Source organism: Flavobacterium sp. F52, from assembly GCF_000278705.1.
Taxonomy (GTDB): Bacteria; Bacteroidota; Bacteroidia; order Flavobacteriales; family Flavobacteriaceae; genus Flavobacterium; species Flavobacterium anhuiense.
This window is the reverse complement of the sequence record NZ_AKZQ01000006.1, coordinates 50,719-76,615: the sequence shown is the minus strand read 5'-3', so window position 1 is coordinate 76,615 and position 25,897 is coordinate 50,719. Positions and strand designations below refer to the sequence as shown.

At 33.2% G+C, this 25,897-nt stretch carries 21 protein-coding genes; 3 read left to right on the top strand and 18 right to left on the bottom strand.

Going from position 1 to position 25,897, the window contains the following annotated elements:
- Window positions 1-68: 68 nt before the first annotated feature.
- The 17 genes from yidC to FF52_RS01795 form a co-directional block, all read right to left on the bottom strand.
- Window positions 69-1,991, bottom strand: a complete 1,923-nt coding sequence (gene yidC, locus FF52_RS01865) for a membrane protein insertase YidC (RefSeq protein ID WP_008462488.1) — start codon at window positions 1,989-1,991, stop codon at window positions 69-71.
- 81 nt (window positions 1,992-2,072) lie between these two features.
- Entirely contained in the window at window positions 2,073-3,686 is a 1,614-nt protein-coding gene (locus FF52_RS01860; protein ID WP_008462487.1) for a CTP synthase, read from the bottom strand.
- A 254-nt stretch (window positions 3,687-3,940) separates the two neighbouring features.
- Complete coding sequence (locus FF52_RS01855) at window positions 3,941-5,266, bottom strand: HlyD family efflux transporter periplasmic adaptor subunit (protein WP_008462486.1); 1,326 nt, start codon at window positions 5,264-5,266, stop codon at window positions 3,941-3,943.
- A complete protein-coding gene (locus FF52_RS01850; protein ID WP_008462485.1) occupies window positions 5,259-7,445 on the bottom strand; it encodes a peptidase domain-containing ABC transporter in 2,187 nt (728 codons plus the stop codon). Before FF52_RS01850 ends, FF52_RS01855 begins: the two co-directional genes overlap by 8 nt.
- Before the next feature lie 31 nt (window positions 7,446-7,476).
- On the bottom strand, window positions 7,477-7,986 hold the full coding sequence (locus tag FF52_RS01845) for a hypothetical protein (protein WP_008462484.1): 510 nt from the start codon (window positions 7,984-7,986) through the stop codon (window positions 7,477-7,479).
- Window positions 7,987-7,990: 4 nt separating this feature from the next.
- A complete protein-coding gene (locus FF52_RS01840; protein ID WP_008462483.1) occupies window positions 7,991-8,578 on the bottom strand; it encodes a hypothetical protein in 588 nt (195 codons plus the stop codon).
- A gap of 1 nt (window position 8,579) precedes the next feature.
- Complete coding sequence (locus FF52_RS23575) at window positions 8,580-8,732, bottom strand: hypothetical protein (RefSeq protein WP_157498489.1); 153 nt, start codon at window positions 8,730-8,732, stop codon at window positions 8,580-8,582.
- A 70-nt stretch (window positions 8,733-8,802) separates the two neighbouring features.
- Window positions 8,803-9,177, bottom strand: coding sequence for a hypothetical protein (locus FF52_RS01835; RefSeq protein WP_008462482.1), 375 nt, complete (start codon window positions 9,175-9,177; stop codon window positions 8,803-8,805).
- A 16-nt stretch (window positions 9,178-9,193) separates the two neighbouring features.
- Window positions 9,194-10,357 (bottom strand): hypothetical protein, encoded by a 1,164-nt coding sequence (locus FF52_RS01830; protein WP_008462481.1) that lies wholly within the window; start codon window positions 10,355-10,357, stop codon window positions 9,194-9,196.
- 51 nt (window positions 10,358-10,408) lie between these two features.
- On the bottom strand, window positions 10,409-11,242 hold the full coding sequence (locus FF52_RS01825) for a DUF6625 family protein (RefSeq protein WP_008462480.1): 834 nt from the start codon (window positions 11,240-11,242) through the stop codon (window positions 10,409-10,411).
- Between the two features lie 177 nt (window positions 11,243-11,419).
- Window positions 11,420-11,746: a DUF2752 domain-containing protein gene (locus tag FF52_RS24015; protein WP_416371843.1), complete on the bottom strand. Its 327-nt coding sequence runs from the start codon at window positions 11,744-11,746 to the stop codon at window positions 11,420-11,422.
- Between the two features lie 75 nt (window positions 11,747-11,821).
- Window positions 11,822-12,232 carry a DUF4190 domain-containing protein gene (locus tag FF52_RS01820; protein WP_008462479.1) on the bottom strand — a complete coding sequence of 137 codons (411 nt, stop codon included), beginning with the start codon at window positions 12,230-12,232 and terminating at the stop codon, window positions 11,822-11,824.
- 104 nt (window positions 12,233-12,336) lie between these two features.
- The gene (locus tag FF52_RS01815; protein WP_008462478.1) at window positions 12,337-12,567 is read right to left on the bottom strand and encodes a DUF3820 family protein; all 231 of its coding nucleotides are present in this window, start codon (window positions 12,565-12,567) and stop codon (window positions 12,337-12,339) included.
- 342 nt (window positions 12,568-12,909) lie between these two features.
- The gene (nagB, locus tag FF52_RS01810; RefSeq protein WP_008462477.1) at window positions 12,910-14,838 is read right to left on the bottom strand and encodes a glucosamine-6-phosphate deaminase; all 1,929 of its coding nucleotides are present in this window, start codon (window positions 14,836-14,838) and stop codon (window positions 12,910-12,912) included.
- 24 nt (window positions 14,839-14,862) lie between these two features.
- Complete coding sequence (locus tag FF52_RS01805; protein ID WP_008462476.1) at window positions 14,863-16,242, bottom strand: sugar MFS transporter; 1,380 nt, start codon at window positions 16,240-16,242, stop codon at window positions 14,863-14,865.
- A 165-nt stretch (window positions 16,243-16,407) separates the two neighbouring features.
- Window positions 16,408-17,289 (bottom strand): sugar phosphate nucleotidyltransferase, encoded by an 882-nt coding sequence (locus tag FF52_RS01800; RefSeq protein ID WP_008462475.1) that lies wholly within the window; start codon window positions 17,287-17,289, stop codon window positions 16,408-16,410.
- Between the two features lie 5 nt (window positions 17,290-17,294).
- Window positions 17,295-18,386, bottom strand: a complete 1,092-nt coding sequence (locus FF52_RS01795; RefSeq protein WP_008462474.1) for a galactokinase family protein — start codon at window positions 18,384-18,386, stop codon at window positions 17,295-17,297.
- A gap of 231 nt (window positions 18,387-18,617) precedes the next feature.
- Here FF52_RS01795 and FF52_RS01790 point away from each other — a divergent pair, with 231 nt between their 5' ends.
- A complete protein-coding gene (locus tag FF52_RS01790) occupies window positions 18,618-19,658 on the top strand; it encodes a LacI family DNA-binding transcriptional regulator (RefSeq protein WP_008462473.1) in 1,041 nt (346 codons plus the stop codon).
- 198 nt (window positions 19,659-19,856) lie between these two features.
- Here FF52_RS01790 and FF52_RS01785 read toward each other — a convergent pair whose 3' ends face one another.
- Window positions 19,857-20,495, bottom strand: coding sequence for a carbohydrate-binding family 9-like protein (locus FF52_RS01785; RefSeq protein ID WP_008462472.1), 639 nt, complete (start codon window positions 20,493-20,495; stop codon window positions 19,857-19,859).
- A 677-nt stretch (window positions 20,496-21,172) separates the two neighbouring features.
- On the opposite strand from FF52_RS01785, the gene FF52_RS01780 reads away from it, so the two are divergent.
- Both FF52_RS01780 and FF52_RS01775 read left to right on the top strand, forming a co-directional pair.
- Entirely contained in the window at window positions 21,173-24,259 is a 3,087-nt protein-coding gene (locus FF52_RS01780) for a SusC/RagA family TonB-linked outer membrane protein (protein ID WP_008462471.1), read from the top strand.
- 36 nt (window positions 24,260-24,295) lie between these two features.
- A complete protein-coding gene (locus tag FF52_RS01775; RefSeq protein ID WP_157498485.1) occupies window positions 24,296-25,807 on the top strand; it encodes a RagB/SusD family nutrient uptake outer membrane protein in 1,512 nt (503 codons plus the stop codon).
- Window positions 25,808-25,897: the final 90 nt, after the last annotated feature.

The following is a 25,897-nucleotide window of genomic DNA, read 5'->3' as shown; positions in this document are numbered from 1 at the left end:
GAAAATCTTAATTATAAAGTATAATGGTATAAAAAAATCCCGATAAATCGAGATTTTTTTATTGAGAATTATTTCTTCTTTTTGTTTGCTTGAGCTGCTTTTGCCGCTTCTTGCTGTTCCATTACTTCTTGAAGACGCTGTTGGAACTTGCTTGGTTTCTTAGGCTCTCTTTGTTTGTTTTCTTGAATCTGAGCGTGAATTTTATCACTGTCTACTATGTAATTCTTGATCACAAACATAATTCCGATTGTAATTAAATTCGAAATGAAGTTGTATAAAGATAATCCAGAACCGTAGTTGTTGAAGAAAATTAACATCATTAATGGCGAAACATAAATCATGATTTTCATCATTTTTGCCATATCTGGCATACCTTCTTGCTGAGGAGCAGCCATTTGCTGATCTCCAGAAGTCATTTTCATGTAGAAGAAAATCGCAATTGCTGCCAAGATTGGGAACAAACTGATATGGTCTCCATACATCGGAATGTTGAATGGTAATTTTACAATCGAGTCAAAAGATGATAAATCATCTGCCCAAAGAAAACTTTTTTGTCTTAATTCAAATGCTGCAGGGAAAAATTGGAAAGATGCATACATAAAAGGCAACTGAATCAATGCTGGAATACATCCTGCCATTGGGTTTACACCTGCTTTGTTGTACAGTTTCATTGTTTCCTGTTGTTTCTTCATTGGGTCTTTTTTGAATTTCTCTCCCAACTCTGCAATATCAGGTCTTAAAACTTTCATTTTAGCCTGAGACAAGAACGACTTATAGGTAATTGGCGACATAGCCAATTTGATGATAATTGTAAAGATAATAATCGCGATACCTAATGATAAACCGATTGTTGAACTTAAGAATCCGAATAATGGAATGAAAATCCATTTGTTAATCCATCCGAAAATTCCCCATCCTAATGGAATGATCTTTTCGAAGTTTTTATCGTAAGCTTTTAATGTTTTGTAATCTGCAGGACCCATATACAAATTCATTTTGTAATCGATCTCTCCATTTGTAAACGCTAAAGGCAAATTAGCTCTAAACTGTTTTGTGAAAACTGTATCAATTTTATCATCCTTAACTAAATCGTCAGATTGTAGTTTTGAAGTTTCAAAAGGTTTTTCTGTAGATAAAATTGTAGTAAAGAAATGCTGTTTAAACGCAACATAACTAACTTTAGTAGGAGTTTCTTCTTTACCTTGTCCGTGTGAACTTACGTTATTGTATTTTGATTCTTCGTATTTATAATCAATTTGCGCATAACGATTTTCATAAGCAACGCTTTTTTCGTTTCTGTATGTTTTTAAATCCCATTGCAAATCAACTGGTTTAGCAGAATTTAAAACTCTGTTTAAGCCTTGAGAACGAATATCAAAACCAACTAAATAATCGTTTGGCTTTAAAATGTATTTATATTCCAAAAATTCATTAGCTCCAGCTTTCAAACGCATAGAAAGAACTTGGTCTGCACCAATTTTTTCTAATGTTGGCTCAAAATATAAATCTTTAGAATTTAATGTTCTATTATCTGTAGTAAGAAGCTGTAAATTTAAATTTGAGTTGTTGTTTTTGATTAACTCAACTAATTGACCAGAACCTTTTTTTAATCTTTCGAATTCTTTTAAAGTAGCTTCAACAATATATCCACCTTTATTAGCAATCTTTAATCTTAATTTTTCGTTTTCGATTGTAGTAAAAGCTTCTTTTGCAGAAGGAAGTGTTGCAGAATAAGCAAATCCTCCTAAAGTTTTTTGCAATTGAACCAATTGAACTGTATCTCCAGGAGTTACAGCTGCAGCTGGTAATGACGCAGTTTTAGCTTTATCTGCTTTTGCTTGTGCTTCTTGTTTAGCAACTAATTCTTTCTTGGCTTTCTCAGCAGCAATTTCTTTTTCAGAAGGCTGATTTTGGTACATAATCCAAATCAAAATTCCAAAGATCAATACAAAACCAATGATCGAATTGAGGTCTAATTTTTTTTCTTCCATTATTAATTTAAAAAAGTTATTCGTTGAAGGTTATTAGTAATGAGTTTCACTCAAAAGTTACATCTTCACAGAATATAATTATTATTTTTTATGTGCATTTACAGCAGCTGCCACAAAGTTCACAAAAATAGGGTGCGGATTTGCAACTGTACTCTTGTATTCCGGGTGGTATTGCACACCAATGAAAAATGGGTGATTTTCAAGCTCCACAATTTCTACTAATCCAGTATCAGGATTAACTCCAGAAGCTTTTAAACCAGCTTTTTGCAATTCATCAGCATATTTATTATTGTACTCATAACGGTGACGGTGACGCTCCGAAATAGTTTTTTGTCCGTAAATTTTGTACGCCAAAGTGTCTTGTTTAATATCACATTTCCAAGCACCTAAACGCATTGTTCCTCCTTTATCGGTTACATTTTTCTGCTCTTCCATTAAACTCACAACTGGATGAGGCGTTTTGTCGTTCATCTCAGTAGAGTTAGCCTCAGCGTAACCTAAAATATTTCTAGAATATTCGATAACAGACATTTGCATTCCTAAACAAATTCCGAAGAAAGGAATATTGTTTTCACGCACAAAACGAACTGCTTCGATTTTTCCTTCAATACCTCTTTCACCAAAACCTGGAGCAACTAAAACTCCGTCTAAAGAACCTAATTTTTCTTCAACATTTTCAGCATTAATATGCTCTGAGTGAATTGAAATTACATTTACTTTTGTTTCGTTTGCAGCTCCTGCATGAATGAACGCCTCTAAAATAGATTTGTAACAATCCTGCATTTCTACATATTTACCAACCAAACCAATGTTAACCGTTTGTTTTGGACTTTTTAATCTTTTTAAGAAAGTATTCCAAGTTTTAAGATCTGGAGATGCTTTTTTAGGCAAATCTAATTTCTTTAAAGCCACAACATCTAATCCTTCTTCAAGCATTAAATTTGGAACTTCATATATTGTAGAAGCATCAATTGACTGAATAACTGCTTCTTTTTTCACATTACAGAATAAAGCTAATTTTTGGCGTAATTCCTGAGATAATTCGTGCTCAGTTCTACAAACCAAAATATCGGCTTTAATACCGCTTTCCATTAAAGTTTTAACAGAGTGTTGCGTTGGTTTTGTTTTCAACTCACCAGCTGCAGCCAAATAAGGAACTAATGTTAAATGAATCACGATTCCGTTATTTTCACCTAATTCCCAAACTAACTGACGAACAGATTCTATATAAGGTAGAGATTCGATATCACCAACTGTACCACCAATTTCAGTAATCACAATATCATAATCGCCAGATTTACCTAGCAATTGCATTCTGTCTTTGATTTCGTTTGTGATATGAGGAACAACTTGAACTGTTTTTCCTAAAAATTCTCCTCTTCTTTCTTTTTCAATAACCGAAAGATAAACTCTTCCTGTAGTAACGTTATTAGCCTGAGAAGTAGGAACGTTCAAGAAACGCTCGTAGTGTCCTAAGTCTAAGTCAGCTTCAGCTCCATCATCTGTCACATAACATTCTCCGTGCTCATACGGGTTTAGTGTCCCCGGGTCAACGTTAATGTATGGATCAAATTTCTGAATAGTTGTGCGGTATCCTCTTCCTTGTAACAATTTTGCCAAAGATGCCGCGATAATTCCTTTTCCTAATGAAGAGGTCACACCTCCTGTAACAAAAATATATTTTGTTTGATTCATTCTGTTGTTTGTTTGTAAGTAGTTGTGTAAAAAACTTGGCAAAAGTACAAATTTAATTAGACAATTTATCAATTCCAGAATGAGATAATTTTTAATTTTTTAAAGCTCTTTCGAATTAAATAAAGGTTTAAAGATCTACCATAAGAAAACCAAAGGTTTTCCTGCTTTTAACTAAAAATTCGCAAATAATAAACAATAATCTTAATGATTTAAAAATCTGATTTCAAGGTTTTAAATTTAGTTTTTTATTGAATCTATTTTAACTTGTAACGTAAATTATCAAAGAAACGTTCAATTAACCTTCGATCTTCTGTAATAATTTCAGCTGTTCCTTTTGCTTCAGCATGAAAATTCAATTCTACGCCATAATTCGTTTTCAATCCAAATGGCAAAGTGACATCAACTAAATAAGAATTAATTTTATTCTGATTATCTGAAAGGGCTTGTTGATTTGTCACTAGCGAAATACTTTTCACTTTCCCTTTTATTGAACCATATTCATTGTACGGATAATTATTAAGTTTAATGATAACACCTTGTCCAATTTTTACTTTTCCTGCACCGTTTTCAGGCAGATTAACCTGACCAATCAATTGATTATTATCAGGCATTATTTTAAACAATTCCTGCCCTGATTGTATATAATCATTTGTTTTAATAAAATTTAAGAAATCAACTTTGCCATCAATTGGCGAAACAAAAACATAAGTACGTTCCCATTTTTTTATTGCATCTATCAGATCATAGTAGCTGTTGAATAAATTAACAACAAGCTCTCTTTCTTTTACTGCTTTTTCAATCGCAATAACTTGTGCTTTATTTTGAGTTTCCTTTATTTGATAATTTGTATTATTTATTTCTTTATCAATTGCATTATAATCGAGAATGCTATTTGCTTTTGCAATAATTGACTTCTCTATATCAGCTTTAGAAGTTACCTCTTTTTCAAATAAAATAGAATCTTTTTTAAAAAGGCTCTGCGATATTTTATATTTAATCTCCTGATTTTTAAAATCATTTTTTAACTGAGAGAATTTGCTTTGCTGCAGTTCTAATAACTTTTGATTTATCTGTTTTTGAAATTCATATGGCTGTTGGACTGAGTAATCTAAATATTGATACAACGAATTTAAAAAATTAAAATACTTATTATTTATTTCCCCCAAAGATAAATTTTCAGGAAACAAATGACGATGCTTATTATACACAACCTCATGAATATTTGTTTTATTAAGCAAATCATCCAACAATTGCACATCCTTTAAACTTGCTTCATTCTTTATATAAGCTAAATATGTTCCTCTATTTACTTTTACACCAGATTTATTCTTTAATAAAATTATATTCCCCGAAGTTGAAGCTACCAATTTAACTGGAGCTTGCTGTGTATTCACAACAATCTGCCCAGACAAAATTGATGGGTATTTGATTAGCCAGCCAAATAATAGCAAAAGCAAAACAAGTCCAATAACAACCCCACTAATTGTTGCACCAAATTTAGTTGGCATTTTTTCAATTATTGAAGCAACTTCTTCGGTTCTATTTTCGTTTAATGTTTTATGGAATCCTTTGTTAGCCATTTACCGTATCTCCTATTTGAGTTTTAACTAATTGATAGTAATGTCCATTTTCGCGAGCCATCAGCATATCATGATTTCCAATTTCGGTGATATAGCCGTTTTTTAACACTATAATCTGATCTGCTTTACGAATTGTACTTAATCTATGTGCTACAACAATTACTGTTTTATTTTTAAATATTTCTTCTAATGCCACTACAATTTTCTGCTCATTTATTACATCTAATGAATTTGTTGCCTCATCAAAAAACAGATAATCAGGATCTTTATATAAGGCTCTTGCAATAAGAACACGCTGTTTCTGGCCTCCGCTTAAACCTCTTCCATTTTCTCCCATTATCGTTTGATATCCTTTTGGCATTGATTCAATTTCAGAAGCTATGTTTGCGGCTGTTACTGCTTTTTTCAACCTTTCATAATCTATATTTTCATCGTCTAAAACAATATTATTTTGAATTGTATCACTAAATATTTTGCCATCTTGCATTACAGCTCCACAGCTTTCTCGCCATTGTTTTAAATTAATATTCTGAATATTCAAATTTCCCATTGACAATTCGCCATGAGTAGGCTTATACAATCTTAATAATAATTTCAACAAAGTAGTTTTCCCACTTCCGCTATCACCAACGATTGCTGTAACTTTGCCTTCAGGAATTACCAGAGAGATGTTGCTCAAAATATAATCACCATTACGGCTATACTGAAAACTTACATTTCTTAAAAGCAAACTTTTGTCCTCTGGAAGCTTTATATTATTGGTAATATCATTTTCTTCCTCATTCTCCAACTCATGTATTTCATTCAATCTTAAAAAACTAATTTTAGCATATTGCCCTGATTGAATAAAAGATATAAACTGCATAACAGGACCATTTAACATTCCTATTATAAATTGAGTAGAAATCATTACCCCGAAAGTAATATCACCTTTTATTACTGACTTCGCACAGTAAAAAGTAATAATCAAATTGGTTAACTGATTAATAAACTGTGCTCCTAAATTTAAAGCATTATTGATTCTTAGTATTTTTTGATCAATTTTGAATAATTGAACCTGCAAAGCTTCCCATTTCCATCTTTTGTGCTTCTCATAATTATTGATTTTGATATCTTGAATACTTCCAATAGTTTCTACCCAATAACTTTGGTTTTTAGTGTGTATGTCAAAATATTCCCAATCTAGTTTCTTCCGAAACTGAAGAAAAAATAAAACCCAGCCAATAAATAATATGCTCCCTATAACATAAATCAAACATAAAACGGGGCTGTATATCATCAAAATTATTCCAAAAATGAAAAATGTTAAAATCGAAAAAATAAAATTCAGAGAATTATTCATTATAAAATCACGAATACGTTCATGATCTTGTGCTCGCTGCAAAATGTCTCCGATTAATTTATTTTCGAAAAAAGTAATGGGCAACTTCATTAATTTAATCAAATAATCTGAAATTAGTGAAACATTAATTCTCGATGTTAGATGAAGCAGAATCCAATCCCGAACCATATTACTCAATAAAATGCTGACTATAATTGTTATATTGGCAATTAAAACCAGATCAATAAAATCTAAATCATTTGTTTGGATTCCAACATCAATAACAGCTTTTGAAATAAAAGGCAAAAATGCTTGCAAAACTGTTACTATTAGCATGACTACAAATAAGTTTACAAAACTCTTTTTATAGGGTGTAAAATAACCTAAGAAATTTTCAAACGTTTTGCGTCTTTCTATTTTATCATTTATAGAACGCTGTTTAAAATCTGCCATCGGTTCGATAGCTAAAACAGCTCCTGTTTTAGATTCTTTCAGCCAGCTATTTTTAAAATTTTCATGCGAGTATTTTAACAACCCTTTTGCAGGATCTGAAACAAATACTTGTTTATGAGTTATTTTATAAACCACTATAAAATGATTATCCTGCCAGTGTACAATACATGGCAACGGAATAGTCCTAAAAGTCTCAAAATCTATTTTAATGCTTTTAGTACGCAAACTTATTTTTTCGCAGGCATCGCTAATGTCTAAAAAACTTACTCCCTCTCTTGTAATACCGCATAAATCGCGTAAAAAAGGCAGGCTGTAAAACCTGCCATAATATTTCGCAATTATTTTAATACAAGCCGGACCACAATCTTTGGCATCGAGCTGATACTCGTGGGGAAATTTGAACATATTTTTTAAATATATACTGCTTGTTCATTTATCATTTTACTCTTCTCAACAATCTATAATAAATAACATTTCCAGTTTGTGCACCATCATCTAATGTCATCATCAAATCTCCTTTTTTAGCTATCCCTTCTATATCTTTGGCAAAAATATTTGTTCCCCATATCTCCATATAATTTTTAATATCTGGATTATCAATTTTTACAAATGAACCTTCAACCTTATAATTAGGAATTTTACTTTTTGGGAAAACTTTAAAAATAGTATGCAATTCATTCGCAGAATATTCTTTATATTCAGAACTCATCATTGAACTTACTTTTCCATCTTTTCTAAATTCAAACCATTGATAAGGCTTGGGCCATGGATTTACTTTGTTAACCGCAAGATTTGGTATAGGAATCATTTTCCAATACCCTATAAGCTCTTGTGCTGTTGCTGGTCCTCCTGCTGGTGACTTCTTTTGGCTATCTTGAGCCACGCCACTAAATGAAAACAACAGTACAAAAAACAGAAATAAACTTTTCTTGATTTGTAATACCATTTCTTTATTTTTTGCTTAATAATTCAAAAATCTCTCCTTCACTTGTATCATAACGAATCAACCCTTCTTTTTTATCCCAATGAAAAGATTTTATAAAGGTTAACGAAGAGTTTTTTGCATTAACACCATCTTCAAACTTATACACATCATTGAACCTTTTATCTGTTGTTGATATTTTAAAATTTTCTAATTTCGAATCTTCGTTTTTAAGATTTCCTTCTTGATACAAACCAAAAGCATAAAAACCAGGAAAACATTTTTTATCTACTTGATCTTTACTAACAGATATTCCAACATCACAATTCCATTCACTTTTGCAATTTTTAAGTTTAAGAATTATATACATTATGTGAGGCTGAATTGGCCCAATTCCATAATAATTGCAATTCTCGTTTCCATGACCTTCTTTTTTTTCCGAAACAAACAAGGTATCCAAATTTCCTTCATTACTTTTGAAAATTATGGTTTGTCCTTTTTCATAAATTGAAAACCATTCTTTTTCTTCATCGGTTAAATTTGTTTCAATACACTTACCACAAGAATTTAAAAGCAATAGCAATAAAATTAAAGTCAAAAATATATTATTTCTCATTTTACTTTGGGTTTGGAACTATTTTTAAAGCCGCAATCATTGCATCTATGCTATGACCTCCTGAACTAGATCCGTTTTGTGAAACAAAATGTTTCTGCCCTCCTGCAGTCGTTAAGCCAGGCGTAACCATTTGCACTATGTTTTTCAGTTTCATTATTGCAACCGAAAAAAGACAGAACAAAGCAAAAAAGCATTATTTTACTATTTATAATTATATTCCCCCACTATTTTTTACTTTTCTGGAGATACCTACTAGCTATTTCTTTTGTTTGGCTATCTAAAATTTCATTATTTGATGCCAGTATATCATAAACATCAAATGAAGCTGTTTTGTAATTAAATTTATTAGACATAATCAAAGCATGATATAAAAATCCAGTATTTTTTTGCTCTCCAATAAAGTAAATCCCCTTCAGTTTATTGTAAGCAATAGTATCTCCTTTGTTTAATGCTAAATTATCCAAACTATCCATTAATTTTTTATCATATAGTTTTTCCCTAAAATAACTTGCTGAATTAGTAGAATCTGTAATTTCTACCTTTTCTTTTTTATTACAAGAAATAAATAGACAGCTAAAAAAAAGAATATAAAATTTCATAAATTTTTATTTTAAGTTAATATTTTCTTCTATAAACTTCAACTCCATTTTTATACGCAACAATCGCTCCATCATTTTTTCCCGAGTCCATAACAGTATCAATTCCTGTAATTCTATACAAGCCATCTTTTTCACCATAATTGACAAAACCATCGGCGCCTGTCACTGTTATATTTGGATGTGCTAATGAAATCATTTGTGCCATAGACAAATTATTTTGAGAAATGGTACCAGATTGGCATGACCATAATGATAAAACTGTTCCACTTTTATCTTTTGCATTTTTCCAATTAGAATTCATCATTTCCATATACTTATCAAAATCTGTTGCATTTCTGATACCAACACTATGTTTTTCATCTAAGATAAAACCTGGTGCGCCATGAGCGAATAAAGTAAACTTGCCATCTCCAACAGTATAAGATCGAGAATCAGCTACTCCATTAAATACATTCCTACCATCAGCAAAAAGATTAACTGGTTGTTCACCTAATAATACCCCAGACGTTCCAGATAAAGCTGTATAAACTGGAGTTCCTCCACCTCCACTTCCCATCAAAATACCTAACGATAAAATGCCATTTTGATAATTAATTCCAGAAGATGTAGAACTTGGTGCTTTATAATTATTAATGACAGTTACATTATCAAGCACAATTGAACCATAAGTCGCATTGTTTAATTCACGGCCTTGGATAGTTTGTTCCCTATTGAGAAAATTGGCAATGTCGTTCCATGAAAAATTTGGATTTGTAGCACTGGAAGAAATTGCGAAATTTAAAAAGCGACTTATATCATTAACATTTGTTGTTACTATACCGTTGCCTGTACTCGCCCAACCTTGGGTATTACTACCTGTACTTCCGCTTCCATAACTGCCATTATAATTGCTTCCATAATTTGTAGATCCATAACCATAGGTATTCTGGTTTGAGGAAATTGAAGGATTATTATAGTCTCCATTAGGAGTAAATAACAATGTTCCCGCAGGACTAAATTGCGAAGATAGTCCTTTGTCTGTAGCATAATAGCCCATATTTCCAGAACCGCCACCACCCATCTGCTGGGTATAAGAACTACCATTTATAACAGATCCACTTCCTGCCATAATAAACTTCATATCTTCGATAGAAATATTCTCTATTAAAGCGTCAAAACTCATTTTCTTTAAAACTCTCATAATAAAATTTTTAAAAATTAAACAAAAGCATATTTAATCAACCCCATTTTTTTAATGTGTAATCTTTACAGGGCCTATTTTATAAGTATTTGGTATATTTTTAGGTGGTATTTTGGGAGAGTATGTTTTCTTTATCCAGAAGAGATGAAACAATAACCCTTCATATTCATTTTTATAAATAATTTTTCCATTATCAAAAATCACATCCCCAGTATAGCCCTCAACAATTATAAAATCAAAATGCGCTCTAATTTCTTTGGTTATCTGTGCCGCCTTTACAAGATGAGTAAAACTCACTATTTCAGTATGTATTTCGAAGATTGATCGCCCATAAGTAAGAGGATCCCAGGCAAAATTGCATTCATCGAAACAATAATGTTTAGGATTTGAAAAAACAAGCTTATAATCTTTACTTTTCATAAAAAATGCATTCATTTTTTCATTATTCCGATACAAGGCAAAACACCCTGTAGTATAATCATGACGCATGCTTATAAAATCATAAGAAGCCAAAAAATCTTCTGTAAGAAACAATCTTATATCTCCAAATATGATATCAAGATCACTTTGCGCCCAAAAATCATAACCTTTAATAATTTCAGGAAATAAAAATCCATAAGCAGGCTTAAAATCGCAAAGTTTATATGGATAATCAATATTTACTTTAAAACCCAATTTCCTAGAAGCAATAGCTTTGATTTCATCAAGTGTTTTGTAAATGATCTTTACATTGTCTGGTTTATTGTCAATTTTTTCGTAATTATCGGTTATAATAATAAAATCAACTGTTGGATTAAAAGCGCAGGAATGCAAAAAATAAGGAAAATACCACGGAAATTTTCCGTACCAGCAAGTAATGCTTGCTATAGAGGAAAGTTTAGGCATAAAAAAAATATTATAATTTAAAAAACACTGACTTGTACACATTTATGAATTCAGGCTTGAATTCTGTGGTATCATTTTGTTTTTGGAAATTATAATATTTTATATTTCAAACTTATATAAAAAAATCCAAATCACCAAAGATTTTTCTTACTTTTATTTAAGTTTCTAATTAATTTCTTAGTAAGGAAGCACTAAATTATAAAAGCAGAAGAGAAAAGAAATTGCACTTATGAAGACATCAAAAATTAATATCCTTCTAAATAGGGAAAAAGAAATGATCCGATTGATCAAAAACCTAGCAATAAGCTGAAAGAAAAAGAAGCAAAAAATTTTTATAGAAAATGGATTGTAAGCGATTGCTCGCTGGAAATGAAATCTAAGGATTTGAGAAAAAGCTCTCGTAAGTCCGCGGCTTTTACAGTATGCCAATGGCAAACCTTCACAAGATGAACGCAAACCAAAATTTAAATACGGAAGAAAAAAGCAATAAAAAAAGATAAACATAATGATGAAAATCAAAATTACATTTATCTTTTTATAAGAATCAATTTCTTGATAAACAAACATTTATTCAGGAAATTATTTTACAGTAGTTTCAATTGTAGTCGAATCTACTTGTACTTTCACATTTAAAGAATCATCCGTTTGTATTTTCTCTATTTTGACAGAATCTAAAGCTCTCTGTATCTCATCTTTATGCTCTAAAGCCATAGAACCTACTGAGCCTACAAAAATTGCAACCCAGATAATAACGAAAATTGTTGCCGCAATTCCTAAATAAAGACCTGCTTTTGGTAAAGAAGTCGATGCATTTTCTTTTTTTGCCTGATTTAAAGCAATTGCTCCGAATACTATTGCAAGAATTCCGAATAAAACTGCAATAAAACCAAAGCAAGGGATAAATGCTGCTAATACACCGATAATACCAAAAATTAAGGCGATAATACCTAGCGACTGGCCAGCATTTGAAGAGGGTAAATTGTTTTCCATAAAAAATTGTTTTGTTAGTTCAAACAAAAATAGAAAACGGCTAACACAAACTAGGGCGATCCAATCTAAGTTATCAACAATTAAATTAACGTACTTTTTCTGAATTAAGGTTTTGGATATTGTTTTTTGATGTTTCGAATCAATTCTTCCAATCCGTTCAATTTCAACTCATAAATCAATTGTAATTGCTGCCCTAATTCTCCTTTTGGAAATCCTTTATTATGATACCAAACCACATAATATTCAGGCAAGTCTATTAGATATTTTCCCTCGTATTTTCCGAAAGGCATTTTGGTGTGGGCTAATTTTATGAGCTGTTTTTTGTCTTGATCCATTTTTTTTAGAGAGGAAAGAGAATAGAAGAAAGAAAATAGATTTCTCTCCTCCTGCTTTTATTTCGTACAAAGCTATTGCTATTTTTTTTCTTTTGCCACAGATTAAAAAATAGTTTTCAGTCTCAGTCACAGTTTACAGTTTTAAAACAAGGACTAGTGTAAAGACTGGAAAACTTAGCCTCTCAGAGCCTCAGTCTCTTAGAACCTTAGACAAAAAAAGAAGCAAGAAAAAAGAACATATTTTCATCCTCTCTTCCTGCTTCAAAAATATCATTATGGCAAATTACTGACTCCTAAAAGACTAAAAAACTTAGAATCTTAGCATTTCAGAACCTTAGCAACTTAGTAATGCCATCTCACAAAAGCTTCCATTGCAGCATACGTTGCTAGACCTAATTGATGATACAATTCTGCTGTTTCGCGGTTTCTGTCTTCAGCTCTCTGCCAGAACTCTCTTGCGTCTGTTCCTTGGAAAACAACTCCGTCTTTTTGAGATTGGTGTTTGAAGATTCCGTGACGTTTTGCTAAAACTTGGTCTGGACTCATCGGAACAGCCATTTCAACTTCGTCAATTCCCCACTCTTGCCAAGCTCCACGGTATAACCATAACCAGCAATCGTTCATGAATTCTTTTGGTTTTAAAACTTTAACCGCTTCAAAAATTGCATCTAGACAAACTTTATGTGTTCCGTGCGGATCAGCTAAATCTCCAGCTGCATAAATTTGGTGCGGTTTAATTTTTTCAATTAAATCAACTGTCAACTGAATATCTTCTGGTCCGATTGGTTTTTTCTCGATTGTTCCTGTTTCATAGAAAGGCAATTCCATAAAGTGAATTTGAGAATCTGGAAGACCCACAAAATAACTTGTAGCTCTCGCCTCTCCTTTTCTGATCAAACCTTTAATGTAACGAACTTCTGGAATATCAATTTCGCTGTTCTTTTTGTTCTGTAAAAATGCTTCTGCTTTTTTGTAGATGTTATCTGCTTCCTCGCTTTTGATTCCGAATTTCTCATTGTAATCAATTACGAATCTTGCAAAACGCAATGCTTCATCATCAGCAACCGCAATGTTTCCAGATGTTTGGTATGCTACATGCACCTCATGCCCTTGCTCTTGCAGACGCATAAAAGTTCCCCCCATACTAATAATGTCATCATCAGGGTGCGGGCTGAAAATCAATACACGTTTTTTTGCAGGTTCTGCTCTTTCAGGACGATTGGTATCATCTGAATTTGGTTTTCCACCTGGCCAACCTGTAATTGTATTTTGTAATTTATTAAATATCTTAATGTTAGTATCGTAAGCCGGACCTGAATCTGCCAATAAATCGCTCATACCGTTTTCAATATAATCAGCATCAGTAAGCATTAAGATTGGTTTTTTCAGATCTAATGCCAATCCTAAAACAGCTTTACGAGTCAATTTATCTGTCCAAACGATTTTCTCAACTAACCAAGGCTTATTAATTCTAGTAAGTTTTGAAGAAGCTTCTTTATCTAAAACAAAAACCGCATTGTTGTGCTCTTGCAAGAAAGATGCAGGAACTCGGTTTGTAACTTCATCTTCAACAGATTTTTTTACAATACTTGCTTTTCCTTCACCCCAAGCCAACAAGATTACTCTTTTTGCTTCCATAATTTTTTTAACTCCAAGTGTAATTGCTGTTCTTGGCGTATTATTTAAACCAAAGAAATCTTTACTTGCTGCAACTCTTGTAATATGATCTAAAGCCACCAAACGCGTTTTAGAGTTTTGAAGCGAACCAGACTCATTAAATCCGATGTGTCCGTTTCCTCCAATTCCAAGAATCTGAAGGTCGATTCCGCCTAAAGCTTCAATTTTAGCTTCATATTCGTGGCAATAATCCGCAATTTGTTCTTTTGTTAAAAGTCCGTCTGGAACATGAGCATTTTCAGGTAAAATATCGACATGATCAAACAAAAGTTCTTTCATGAAACGAACATAACTATTGATTGAATTTGGTTCCATTGGATAATATTCATCCAAGTTAAAACTGATTACGTTTTTAAAACTCAAACCTTCTTCTTTATGCAGACGCACTAATTCAGCATATAAACCTTTTGGAGAAGAACCAGTTGCCAATCCAAGAATACATGGTTTTCCTTCTTTTTGCTTTTCTTTGATTAAAGCTGCAATTTCTTGCGCCACTTCTTTTGAAGCTTCTGTTGAGTTTTCAAAAACAACCGTATTGATGTTTTCGAATCGTTTTTCGAAACCCGTTGCTTTGTCGATTTTACTTTTTAACATGATATATTAATTTTTTATTTTTGTTCAACTATTCCATTTCCTGTATTTATGCCCTTTTACAGCATAAAACAAAATCATTGCATAAGAAGGTAATAACATTAAATACGCCAACTGATTACCGCTTCTTGAAACACCTTGCATATTTTTTGCAATATTTGCAGAATTGATGCTTTCAGTAATCATTCCGTAAAACAGTGGGAAAACTGCTCCACCGATAATTCCCATAATCAAAATAGCGCTTCCAATTTTTGTATAACCTCCTAAATCCTGCAAAGCCATTGGCCAGATTGCCGGCCAGCACAATGCATTTGCTAGTCCTAAAAGCGCTACTAAAAGTATTACCAATGGTATATTTGGAGTTCCAGGAAATACAACCATTATCTTTGGCGAAATCAAAACAATTGCCAAGACCAGTACTAAACCTAGCATTCCAGATACTTTTAAAGCAGTGACTTGCGAAACATATTTAGGAATTAAAACTATACCAAGAATATATCCGATTACCATTGCTGACATGGTAAATGAGGTTAATTTGAGATAAAAATTCCCTCCTTCGCCATAAACCCCCAACTGTTTCCCAAAAGCTCCAATAGAATCTCCCGCCAAAACTTCGGCAGACAAATACAGCATCAAAGTAATGACTCCTAAAACCAGCTGCGGATGCTGAAAAGCATTTTTAATCTGTTTAAAAACACTTAAATTCGAAACATTTCCTTCTTCATCCAAATCGATTTCTGGCAAAGGAGAAAATTTCACCATAATAGCTAAAACGGTAATAATCAACCCCATATAAAGATACGGTGTTTGCAATTGCAAAGCAAGAGAATTTAATGCGCTAGTTTTTGCAGCTTCATCCATCAAGGCAATTTTATCTGCGGTAAAGTCCTGCATATTAGATAAAACCAAAACCGTAAGCACAATTGGCGCTACAAATCCTGCCAATTTATTTGCAATTCCTAAAACACTGATTCTTGCTGCGGCACTTTCTCTCGGCCCAATCACCACTACATAAGGATTTGAAGCCGTCTGCAGAACTGCCAAACCGGTTCCCATTACAAATAATGCTAATAAAAAGAAGATAAATGTACGGCTAGAAGCCGCTGGATAAAACATAAAAGCTCCTGCGGCGATAATTAGCAATCCTAAGGAAATTCCGTTTTTATATCCCACTTTTTCAATGATATACGAAGAAGGAACTGCCATTACGAAGTAGGCAATATAAAAGGCGAAAGTCACAAAATAAGCTTGAGAAGAAGTTAGTTCGCAGGCTAATTCAAAAAACGGGATTAATGGTCCGTTAAGCCATGTTACGAATCCTAGAATAAAAAACAACAAGGTTAAAATTACCATCGGAACAATGGCACTTTTTTTCTCTACCTGTAATGTACTTTGAAAGTTTGTCATAATTTTTGGTTGATTAGTTTATAGATTTATTTAATTCAAAATCTAAATTAGAATCAACACTCACATTATTGATTGCGTAATTTATGCAAATATCTGCATTTTTTTTGCAAAACAAAAGTACTACATTAAATTTCCTTATTCTCTAATTTAGATATGAAAGTTTTGTTAATTTTTGCTATTCCAGTTTAAATGAGGGTAATATTTTGCCAAATACGTTTTTACATCGGCAATATCTTCTTTGGCTGTTAGGTCTGGAACATGCTCCGAAAACGGAATTCCGACAGTAGTTTGCGGATTTTCTTTAACAGAGTTTAAAAGTACCGTAGGAAGTTCCTTTTCATCACGCTCAGGATGAACTGGACAATTTTCAAGATGCTTATATAAAGTCTTTCCATTAAATTTAAAAGCATTCATGCTCACACGTATCTTTCCTTCTGCATCTTTATATTGTTCCAAATCTTTTTCTGTAGGCTTTTCTAAAATATCCAACAGCTGATTATTTGCATCCAATTTAGCAATTGCAAAACGCGAAATACGCTCCAGCGGAAAATCCATTGCATCGCGATCGTAACTAATAAAAGCATTCGGACTTTTAGTTTCTCTTAAAGCACGCAATGCTTCAGCCGAATACAAATTATCGCTATTACAAACCGAATAAAATTGCGAATTCAATTCTGGATATTGCTCTACTGCCTGAAACAAAGCGTCTGCAGTTCCAAAAGGTTTCACTCTTCCTTCAGGAATATATTGAATCGCAAATGAGATGTTCAATCCATGAAAATCATTATCCTTCATTTTACTTCCGTAAAACTCTTTAAATAATTCTCCTTGCTCACCTATTATAATATAGACATTTTTATAGCCTGCTTTTTTTGCATTCCATAAAAGATAATCCAAAAGAGGTCTTCCGCTTGCGCCAACACCTATTAAACCTTTACTCCTTTCATTAGCCTGAGCAATTTCTTCTGGAGAAAGATTATCTGTAACCGCTTCTTTTTTCATACGAGAAGAAGCTCCGCCGGCTAAAATCACTAAATTGTCGTGCATTTTATTTAATTTTCAATGTTATCAATAATTCGTACTCCGGGATCAACATTTACCGCATAAGCCTCTTGCGCTCCTGCGTCTAAAATTGCTTTTATAACCGCATCTTCATTCTTAGGATCAGCGATTACAACAATACTTCCGCCACCGCCAGAACCCACGATTTTTGCCCCGTATGCTCCTGCTTTTAATGCCGCGTTAATCATTGCATCAATTCTTGGAACGGTTATTTTCAATAAATCGCGCAAAACTTCATGATGACCATTCATTAAGAATCCAATTTTTTTAAGATCTAAAACTGGTTTTTCAAATTCTTTTAAAGCTTCTTTAGTATAATGGTAATTTTTAACAGCAGCTTCAAAAAACGGAATTAAACGATCTGGAAGACAATTTCTGTACTTATCTAAATCCTCAATTTCCGAAGTATTTAAATCAAACTGCGGATAATTTTGCTTTACAAGATCAATTGCCATCAAAGCATTTCCTTTTAATTCGCCAAGCAAACCTATGGTTTCCTTTGGAACGCCCGAAACACCTGTAATCAATCCTTTCAATTCTGTACCTATAACATCAAAAGAAAAAGGCTTTTTAGTATTGATGTAAACGATATTTCCAACTCCAATACTAAAATGATCCATCATTCCTCCAGGTTCTCCGTGTTCCAAAACTTCAGACTCGTAGCCCAATTTCGAGAGAAATTCAGGCGTAACTTCATGATCTATTCCAAAAGCTTCTATCAGGAAACGAATCCAAGCCATCAACAAGGCGGAAGAACTAGAAGTTCCAGAATTAATTGGAATATCTCCAGTAATTGTAATCGTATAACCAGAGGTTGGCTTACAGCCATATCTGCGCAAGACGCGTAATGAGGAAGCAAAATAATCTCTGGATTCTAATTTTTCGAAAGCCTCATGTATATCGATAATCCGAATTTCATTAATATCAATCATATTCAGAACAAAAGTTTCGGTCTGATTTTGTTTTGCAATTAATTTAATATTTCGATCTATCGCACAGGCTATAACAGGCAATCCTAAGTAGTCTTGATGATCTCCAAAAAGACAGGTTCGGCCGGGAGCTAATGACGTGATTTTTTTCACTTAAACACTTTGTATTAAAACGCTTCAATTCAATAAATTACAGCGTAAATTAGTTATAAATTTATTTTCGGTTTTCGGTTTTGATTTCACGAAACTAGAGATTATATTTTTATAAAACAAGAAAAAACATAAAAATGTGCTCGAACACACATTTTTTGTGTTCTCGAGCACATTTATTAATTCTTACAGAAAAATTACGTTTATTAAATCAAAGTTTTTATATTTGCTCATATGGATAAAAAGTACACAATTAAGGATATAGCACAAATGGCTGGAGTTTCTAAAGGAACTGTAGACCGTGTCCTACACAACAGAGGAAAAGTCTCTCCTGCTGCACTCGAAAAAATCAATGAAGTTCTGAATGTTATTGATTACGAACCCAACTTAATTGCACGAAATTTAAAAAGCACCAAAGTTTACCGCATTTGTGTCTTGCTTCCAGATCCCGTATTTGACCCTTATTGGCTTCCGTGCGTTAATGGAATCCAAGATGCCGTTAAAGAATTCAAGGCTTACAATGTCAACATAGAAATTCATTACTTTAATCCAGAAAGCACCAAATCGTTTCTAAAAACAAACGAAGCCATTGTAGCACAATCGCCAGATGCTGTTTTACTAACTCCTCTTTTCCATAAAGAAACCATAGAAATCATAAAACAATATGACGAATTGGGAATTATGGTAAATACTTTTAATAACCAGGTTGAATCTTCTTCCATAAAAAGTTTCGTTGGACAAGATTTATACAAAAGCGGACGTGTTGCCGCAAGTTTAATGAATTTGATTCTGCCTAAAGGACAGATTGCCATTATTCACGTTGACGAAAGCTTAAAAAATGCCGTCCACATGCAGGAAAAAGAACGAGGCTTTAGAAGCTATTTTCACGAAAAAAATCTTTCTGATTTCTCTTTAACCACATTAAAACTGAAATATTCCAACATAGAAACTAAGCTACCAGCGTTTATAAATGAAAACCCAGAGTTAAGCGGCATTTTCATTACCACCTCAAAGGCTTATCAAATCGCTTCTACTCTATCTAATATAACAGACGAAAAAATTGTTTTGATTGGCTATGACTTAATCGATAAAAATGTCAGCTTTTTAAATCAAGGATTGATTCATTTTTTAATACATCAAAACCAAAAGAGACAGGCGTATTTAGGAGTCAGCACGTTAGTAGAACACTTTTTATTCAGAAAAGACATTCCAGAAACCATTTTGCTTCCAATTGACATAATAAATGTCGAAAATGCTTCTTTTTATATTAGCTAAAGGTTTTTGCCGCTAAGACGCTAAGACATGAAGTTTTTTTTACTGTTATCAATTTAAATCTCGCAAAGACACAAAGACGCAAAGTTTTTTTTAGGTAAAAAAAGAAATATGAATTGCTTAAGCTTTAGCTGGAGGCAATTCAATTTATAGTTTGAAAGTTTTAAAAAAAACTTTGCGTCTTTGTGTCTTTGCAGCAAATCACTCCACTAAAACAAACTTTCCAAAAGAAGATGCTATGTGAAAATTCGGTTCGGGAGTATTTGGATCTACCCACGTAATCCAAGTTGGCTCATAGTTGCCATTTTTGCCTTTGGAGAATTTCGCTCTGTAAACCCCTGTTTCGATAACATTATCATGCATTAAATCTAATTTTTCTAAAGAAGCGATACTAATTACCCCTGCAACCGTAAAAGAAACCTCATCTGCAGAAGATTCCAATTTAATGTGATTTTCAGGCCATTTCCATTCGTAATCAAAGATTTTATTTGGCAAGGCATGGAAATCCAGCAATCTTGTCGAAGGATCAATTTCAAGACAGTAATACGGATTAAGCTCATCATTACTTCTAAAAAAAAGCTCCACGCGATCAGAATTACAAATACTGTCTACACTGTCATCTTTTTGATCGATATAAACATCCGTATCAAAAACCCTAAAGTTAAAATAGAAATTTTCTTGATCCCATAACGCGCGAAATTCAATTTTTAAGACCGGTTCATTATTCCACGGAGAACCAAAATCAGTTAAACAATGTGCTTTTTCCCAAAAAAAAGGATCTAAAATCTGAGTTTCGTTCTTTTGATTATTATCTATTATTTGTACGTGGTATTCTTTCAAAATTCTTCTTCTTAAAATCTGTTAATTTTTCATTTTCAAAAAGGTCAAAATGACCATTAAATCATCTTTCCATTTTTCCTTTTTCTCCATGACCAATATAGTTTAAAAATTGAATTGAAAAACAAATCAAATTCATAATTAAATCTAAATTTTCATTCTTTTTCAACATAAGAAAAGACTGCTTAATTTTTACGTTTTTACATTAGTCATTGCGAAATTCATAAGTTTTTATAAAAAGAGCATTTATTATTCAAAAATCAGTCAATTTTAAGAGCTTCAGCATTTCTAAAACATTTTAAAAATATCTCATCTTTTTAAGTCAAAAAAAACGTTTCGCACAATTTTATGTGCTCGAGAACATAAATTTTGTGTGTTCGAGCACATTTTTTGTGTTTTTTCTTGTTTTATAAAAATATAATCTCTAGTTTCGTCAGAGATTAATCTTAAAACTAAGTTAATTATGCAAAATTTCAGGTGATTTTTAAGCTCAAAAAAAGAAGAAAAACAAACTAAACAAGCCCTGTTTAGGAGTAAAAAAGAAGTCTCTGGTTGCATAAAAAAAAATTCAATCGAAAACACAACTAAAAAGACAAAATGAATTTCCAGATCAAAAAAGAAATCTAAAACCTACAAACAAAGAAAAAACAATTAAACATTAACCAAAACCAATTCAAAGTATGAAATTATTAACCCAAAAAAAGCCAAGAGATTTTCGGCTTAACAATTTATCCCGCAAAGAAATCGGAATAACAGTCCTCTCGTTATTAGTTTTTACATTTCAGGCTTCTGCAGCTTCTTCTATAAATATTTCAGACAAAACCAATACGGCATTGTTTTTTGAAAAAACTGTAAAAGGAAAAGTAACAGACGAAAAAGGTTTGCCACTTCCAGGTGCCAATGTTGTGGTTAAAGGTACTACTAAGGGAGTTCAGACTGATGTAGACGGAAGCTTTGCTATTACAGTTCCTGATAATGCCACAAAATTGATAATTACTTACATTGGTATGGAAGATCAGGAAGTTACTATTGGAACTGCGCCTCTAAAAATTGTCATGAAAGAAGCAGGACAAAAACTAGACGAGGTGGTGATTGGATACGGAAAATCTAAGAAAAAAGACCTTACAGGTTCTGTGAGTTCTCTTAGCAAAGACAATTTAAACTTAGGCGGAACGGTTGCAAACGTTGGACAGGCGCTTCAAGGACGAGCTTCTGGAGTGCAGGTGCAACAAAATAGCTATGCGCCGGGAACAAATCCGTCAGTAATAATTAGAGGAGGAAACTCTATTAATACTTCTAATGCTCCGTTGTATGTTGTTGACGGATTCATTACCAGTACTGGAGCTTCTATAAGCCCGAACGACATTGAAAACATTCAAATTCTTAAAGATGCCGCTTCTACAGCTATTTATGGTGCCCGTGGAGGAAATGGGGTAATTTTGATTACCACTAAAAAAGGAAAATCAGGAAAAATGAATGTTGAGGCTGAGATTTCTGATGGTTTTCAAAACATCATAAAAGAGCCTTCTTTAATGACTGGACAGCAATATGCCGATTATCAGAATGCTCTTAATGCTGAAAACGGAAGACCTCCGCTTTTCCCTTCCAGCTTTCCTGTTGCCAATACTAACTGGTTTGATGCTGCAACTCGTCCTGGTGAAGTGCTTAATAGAACGCTTACTTTTAGCGGAAGTGACCAAAGTTCTAAATTCTTTCTTTCTGGAAATTATTTAAAACAAACTGGAGCTATCGTAAACACTGATTTTGAAAGATATAGTGTGAGAATGGGTGGTGAAAAAAGATTCAACGAAAGACTAAATATGGGCACAAATGTATATGGTGCTGTTGCCGAAGGAAATAATAGCGATTTTGGCGATAATATTTTATCTCCGATGTTCTCTATCCAGACTGCTCCTCCAACTATTCCAATTTATAATGCAGACGGTTCGTATTATAAATTCCAAGGGAAAGACAATGCATTAGCACTTTTACTTGAACCTACAGATCACACGATCAATAGATTGGTAAACGGAAACATGTTTTTAGATTATCAGATCATTAAAGGTTTAACATACCATTTTGGTGCCGGTGCAGAATGGCAAGAAAATATTCAAGGAAAATATACTCCAAGTACTTTAGTAGCGGGAGCTGCGTTAAAGGGCTCTGGTTCTGAAGAAAATAAAACCTATTTCAGATGGAGTACAGAACAATATTTGACATATAAATTTGATATCAAAGAAGTACATGCAATTACTGCCATGATTGGTACTTCAAATCAAAAAGACACTTATGAAAGAGTAAGAGCAGCCGGTACAGGTTTCTCTAATGACTTATTGACGTATTATAATCTGCAAGGAGCTTCAGTGTATTTAAAACCTGAAACAGAAAAAACAGAAACAAAATTGACTTCTTACTTTGGAAGGTTAAATTATGCTTTCAACGATAAATACTTAGCAACTTTTACAATTAGAAAAGATGGCTCTTCTCGTTTTGGACCAAATAACCGATTTGGTATCTTCCCTTCTGGAGCTGTTGCATGGAAAATATCTAACGAATCTTTTATGCAAAACGTAAAAGCAATTTCTGAACTTAAATTGAGAGCAAGTTATGGTATTACAGGTAGTGACGGTATTGGAGATTACTCGTACATGAGCCGTTTGTCTTCTTGGGGGGTTACTATTGCGCCAGATGAATTTGTTGCAGGAACAGAACCAGCTAACTTAGCGAACCCAAATCTGAAATGGGAAGAAACAGCTCAAACTGATATCGGTTTAGATTTAGGCTTATTTAATGACAAACTTTCAATTACATTCGATTATTACAAAAAAAGAACTACAGATGCTCTTTTAAATGTTCCTGTTGGAGGATGGTGGGGATTTGGTACTCAAAGAGTTAACGCAGGGGTTATTGACAACCAAGGTATTGAGTTAGGAATAAGCACTACAAACTTCAGAACTGATACTTTTTCTTGGACTACTTCATTAAATGTAGCGTACAATAAACAAGAAGTAGTATCTCTAGCTGATAACGTTAAAATCATTAGCACAAACACTTCTAACCCAAGTGGAGTAGTTTCTGGTCAGGAATTTACCAGATTGGAACCTGGAAAAGAAATGGGAGTTTTATTTGGATATAAATATGCTGGAGTTATCAAAACTGGAGAAACTTATGCGCCTCAGCCATTATCTGCTCCTGGAGATCCTAAATATGTAGACATTGATGGCGATGGTACTATTACAGCAAAAGACAGAACTTATTTAGGAAATACTATTCCTCATTACGTCGCAGGTTTCAATAACGATTTTAAGTATAGAAATTTCGATATGAATATCTTTTTCCAAGGTGCTTTTGATTATTCAGTTTACAATATGACTAAAATGGTTGGGGAGTCTTCTACAAGTACAGATGCGTTAAACCGATGGGTTGCTGGTAAAAACGAAAACACTGATATTCCTAGAGACGGTTATTACAAAAGCACTTACGGAAGTTATGTGAATTCTAAATTTGTTGAAGAAGCTTCGTACTTACGTCTGAAAAATGTTTCTATCGGATATACGATTCCAGAAAGCGCATTAAAAACGGTAAAATTTATTGACAGTATTAGATTGTATGCCATCGGACAAAATTTATTGACAATTACCAACTATTCTGGAAATGACCCTGAGGTGAACGGGCATTCTAATAACAATTTAGGTGGAGGAATCGACTTTAACTCTTTCCCAGCCTCAAGAACTTTTATACTTGGAATTAAAGTGGCAATTCACTAGTCTAAAATGCTTTTTAGTAACATTAAAATGATTAAAATGAAAAAATATACAATCTTATTACTTTTACTTGCCGCTGGAACACAAGTTTCTTGCAATCAAGATCTTGATCCCACGGTATATAGCAGCTTGACTAATACTAATGGGTATCAGACAAAATCAGATGCTATTGCGGCTATCAATTCCATTTATGGAAGACTAAAAGGACCATCTGTGGGCGATAATTATTCATATTGGGCTACAAGACACTTTGCCTTGACTGATATTGCTACAGATTTAGGACACTGCCAATTTGGAGGAGATCCAGGGCAATTATCTTTAGGAACTTGGAATTCTGCAAATGGACTTTTAAGAGAAGACTGGAACGCCATGTATAAATTGATTGCCAATGCAAACAATGCTATTTTCAACATTATACCAATGAGTGGCATTACAGCTGCTGAAAAAGCACAATTTATTGCAGAAGCAAAATTCTTAAGATGTTCCGCTTACATGGATTTGACCGATTCTTGGGGACCAGTAATTCTAATTACCGAAGCCAATTTAGGAAACCCTGGGTATTTAGATCAAACTCCGCCTTCATCTGTTGAAGAAATAGACGCTTTCATGATTAAAGAATTGACGGAAGCTGCTGATGTTCTTCCAGTAAATTATAAAAACAATGAAATTTACGGTACAAATGATGTGGGACGTGCGACAAAAGGAGCTGCACTAACACTATTGGCAAAATTGTATTTGAGAAGCCACGATTGGCAAAAAGTAGTTACCTATACACAAAAAGTAATGGATTTGCACGAATACAGCCTATATCCTTCTTACTTAGGTTTGTTTAAAGAAAGCAACAAATGGTGCAGTGAAAACATCTTCTCTTCTTTAAGTGATGCCAACACAAATGGAACTGAATTATTAAACCACTTTGGCCCTGTTGATCACCCTGTGGTTCAAAACAGATGGCAATATTATACTGTAAACTGGGATTTCTACAACACTTTTGGCGATGAAGATGAGAGAAAACAATGTTTTTTTCCAGAGTATATGGGGACAGACGGTCTATTGCATAAACAAGCTCCATACTTAGGAGCTCAACCTCCAGCTGGAGAATTCTACATGCAAGACGTTTCTACAAAAAAATATGCTGATGATGAAACGACCACTTATTATGATGGACATAGTGTTAATATACTTCGTTATGCTGATGTTTTGTTAAGCAGAGCCGAAGCCTTAAACGAAATCAGTGGACCAACTCAAGAGGCTATTGATCTTATCAACCAAGTAAAAGGAAGATCTCATGCAAAACTTTTGGTTTTATCAGAACATACTCAAGCTAGTTTAAGAGATGCTATTTTACAAGAAAGAGGATGGGAACTTTTCTACGAAGGAAAACGTCGTGCAGATTTGATCAGAATGAACAAATATGATGTTTTAGTAAATGCATACCATCTTAGAGTTGGAGAAGCAGCTTTAATCAAAATGCCACAAAACAAATATTATACGTATCCACAGAGTCAGGTTGACCTTAATCCAAATTTAAGCAACGCCGACAGACAATAAGAATATCCAATCAAGAATAGACAGTTAAATGTCTGTCTATTCTTGATTATTTATAGCGATAAAAGTACTTTTCTGTTTCACAAAAGAAGC

What these genes read in the sequence shown, in the direction of transcription:
- yidC (WP_008462488.1), bottom strand. Translation starts at nt 1,991, where the DNA reads ATGGAAGAAAAAAAATTAGACCTCAATTCGATCATTGGTTTTGTATTG.
- FF52_RS01860 (WP_008462487.1), bottom strand. Translation starts at nt 3,686, where the DNA reads ATGAATCAAACAAAATATATTTTTGTTACAGGAGGTGTGACCTCTTCA.
- FF52_RS01855 (WP_008462486.1), bottom strand. Translation starts at nt 5,266, where the DNA reads ATGGCTAACAAAGGATTCCATAAAACATTAAACGAAAATAGAACCGAA.
- FF52_RS01850 (WP_008462485.1), bottom strand. Translation starts at nt 7,445, where the DNA reads ATGTTCAAATTTCCCCACGAGTATCAGCTCGATGCCAAAGATTGTGGT.
- FF52_RS01845 (WP_008462484.1), bottom strand. Translation starts at nt 7,986, where the DNA reads ATGGTATTACAAATCAAGAAAAGTTTATTTCTGTTTTTTGTACTGTTG.
- FF52_RS01840 (WP_008462483.1), bottom strand. Translation starts at nt 8,578, where the DNA reads ATGAGAAATAATATATTTTTGACTTTAATTTTATTGCTATTGCTTTTA.
- FF52_RS23575 (WP_157498489.1), bottom strand. Translation starts at nt 8,732, where the DNA reads ATGAAACTGAAAAACATAGTGCAAATGGTTACGCCTGGCTTAACGACT.
- FF52_RS01835 (WP_008462482.1), bottom strand. Translation starts at nt 9,177, where the DNA reads ATGAAATTTTATATTCTTTTTTTTAGCTGTCTATTTATTTCTTGTAAT.
- FF52_RS01830 (WP_008462481.1), bottom strand. Translation starts at nt 10,357, where the DNA reads ATGAGAGTTTTAAAGAAAATGAGTTTTGACGCTTTAATAGAGAATATT.
- FF52_RS01825 (WP_008462480.1), bottom strand. Translation starts at nt 11,242, where the DNA reads ATGCCTAAACTTTCCTCTATAGCAAGCATTACTTGCTGGTACGGAAAA.
- FF52_RS24015 (WP_416371843.1), bottom strand. Translation starts at nt 11,746, where the DNA reads ATGTTTATCTTTTTTTATTGCTTTTTTCTTCCGTATTTAAATTTTGGT.
- FF52_RS01820 (WP_008462479.1), bottom strand. Translation starts at nt 12,232, where the DNA reads ATGGAAAACAATTTACCCTCTTCAAATGCTGGCCAGTCGCTAGGTATT.
- FF52_RS01815 (WP_008462478.1), bottom strand. Translation starts at nt 12,567, where the DNA reads ATGGATCAAGACAAAAAACAGCTCATAAAATTAGCCCACACCAAAATG.
- nagB (WP_008462477.1), bottom strand. Translation starts at nt 14,838, where the DNA reads ATGTTAAAAAGTAAAATCGACAAAGCAACGGGTTTCGAAAAACGATTC.
- FF52_RS01805 (WP_008462476.1), bottom strand. Translation starts at nt 16,242, where the DNA reads ATGACAAACTTTCAAAGTACATTACAGGTAGAGAAAAAAAGTGCCATT.
- FF52_RS01800 (WP_008462475.1), bottom strand. Translation starts at nt 17,289, where the DNA reads ATGCACGACAATTTAGTGATTTTAGCCGGCGGAGCTTCTTCTCGTATG.
- FF52_RS01790 (WP_008462473.1), top strand. Translation starts at nt 18,618, where the DNA reads ATGGATAAAAAGTACACAATTAAGGATATAGCACAAATGGCTGGAGTT.
- FF52_RS01780 (WP_008462471.1), top strand. Translation starts at nt 21,173, where the DNA reads ATGAAATTATTAACCCAAAAAAAGCCAAGAGATTTTCGGCTTAACAAT.
- FF52_RS01775 (WP_157498485.1), top strand. Translation starts at nt 24,296, where the DNA reads ATGAAAAAATATACAATCTTATTACTTTTACTTGCCGCTGGAACACAA.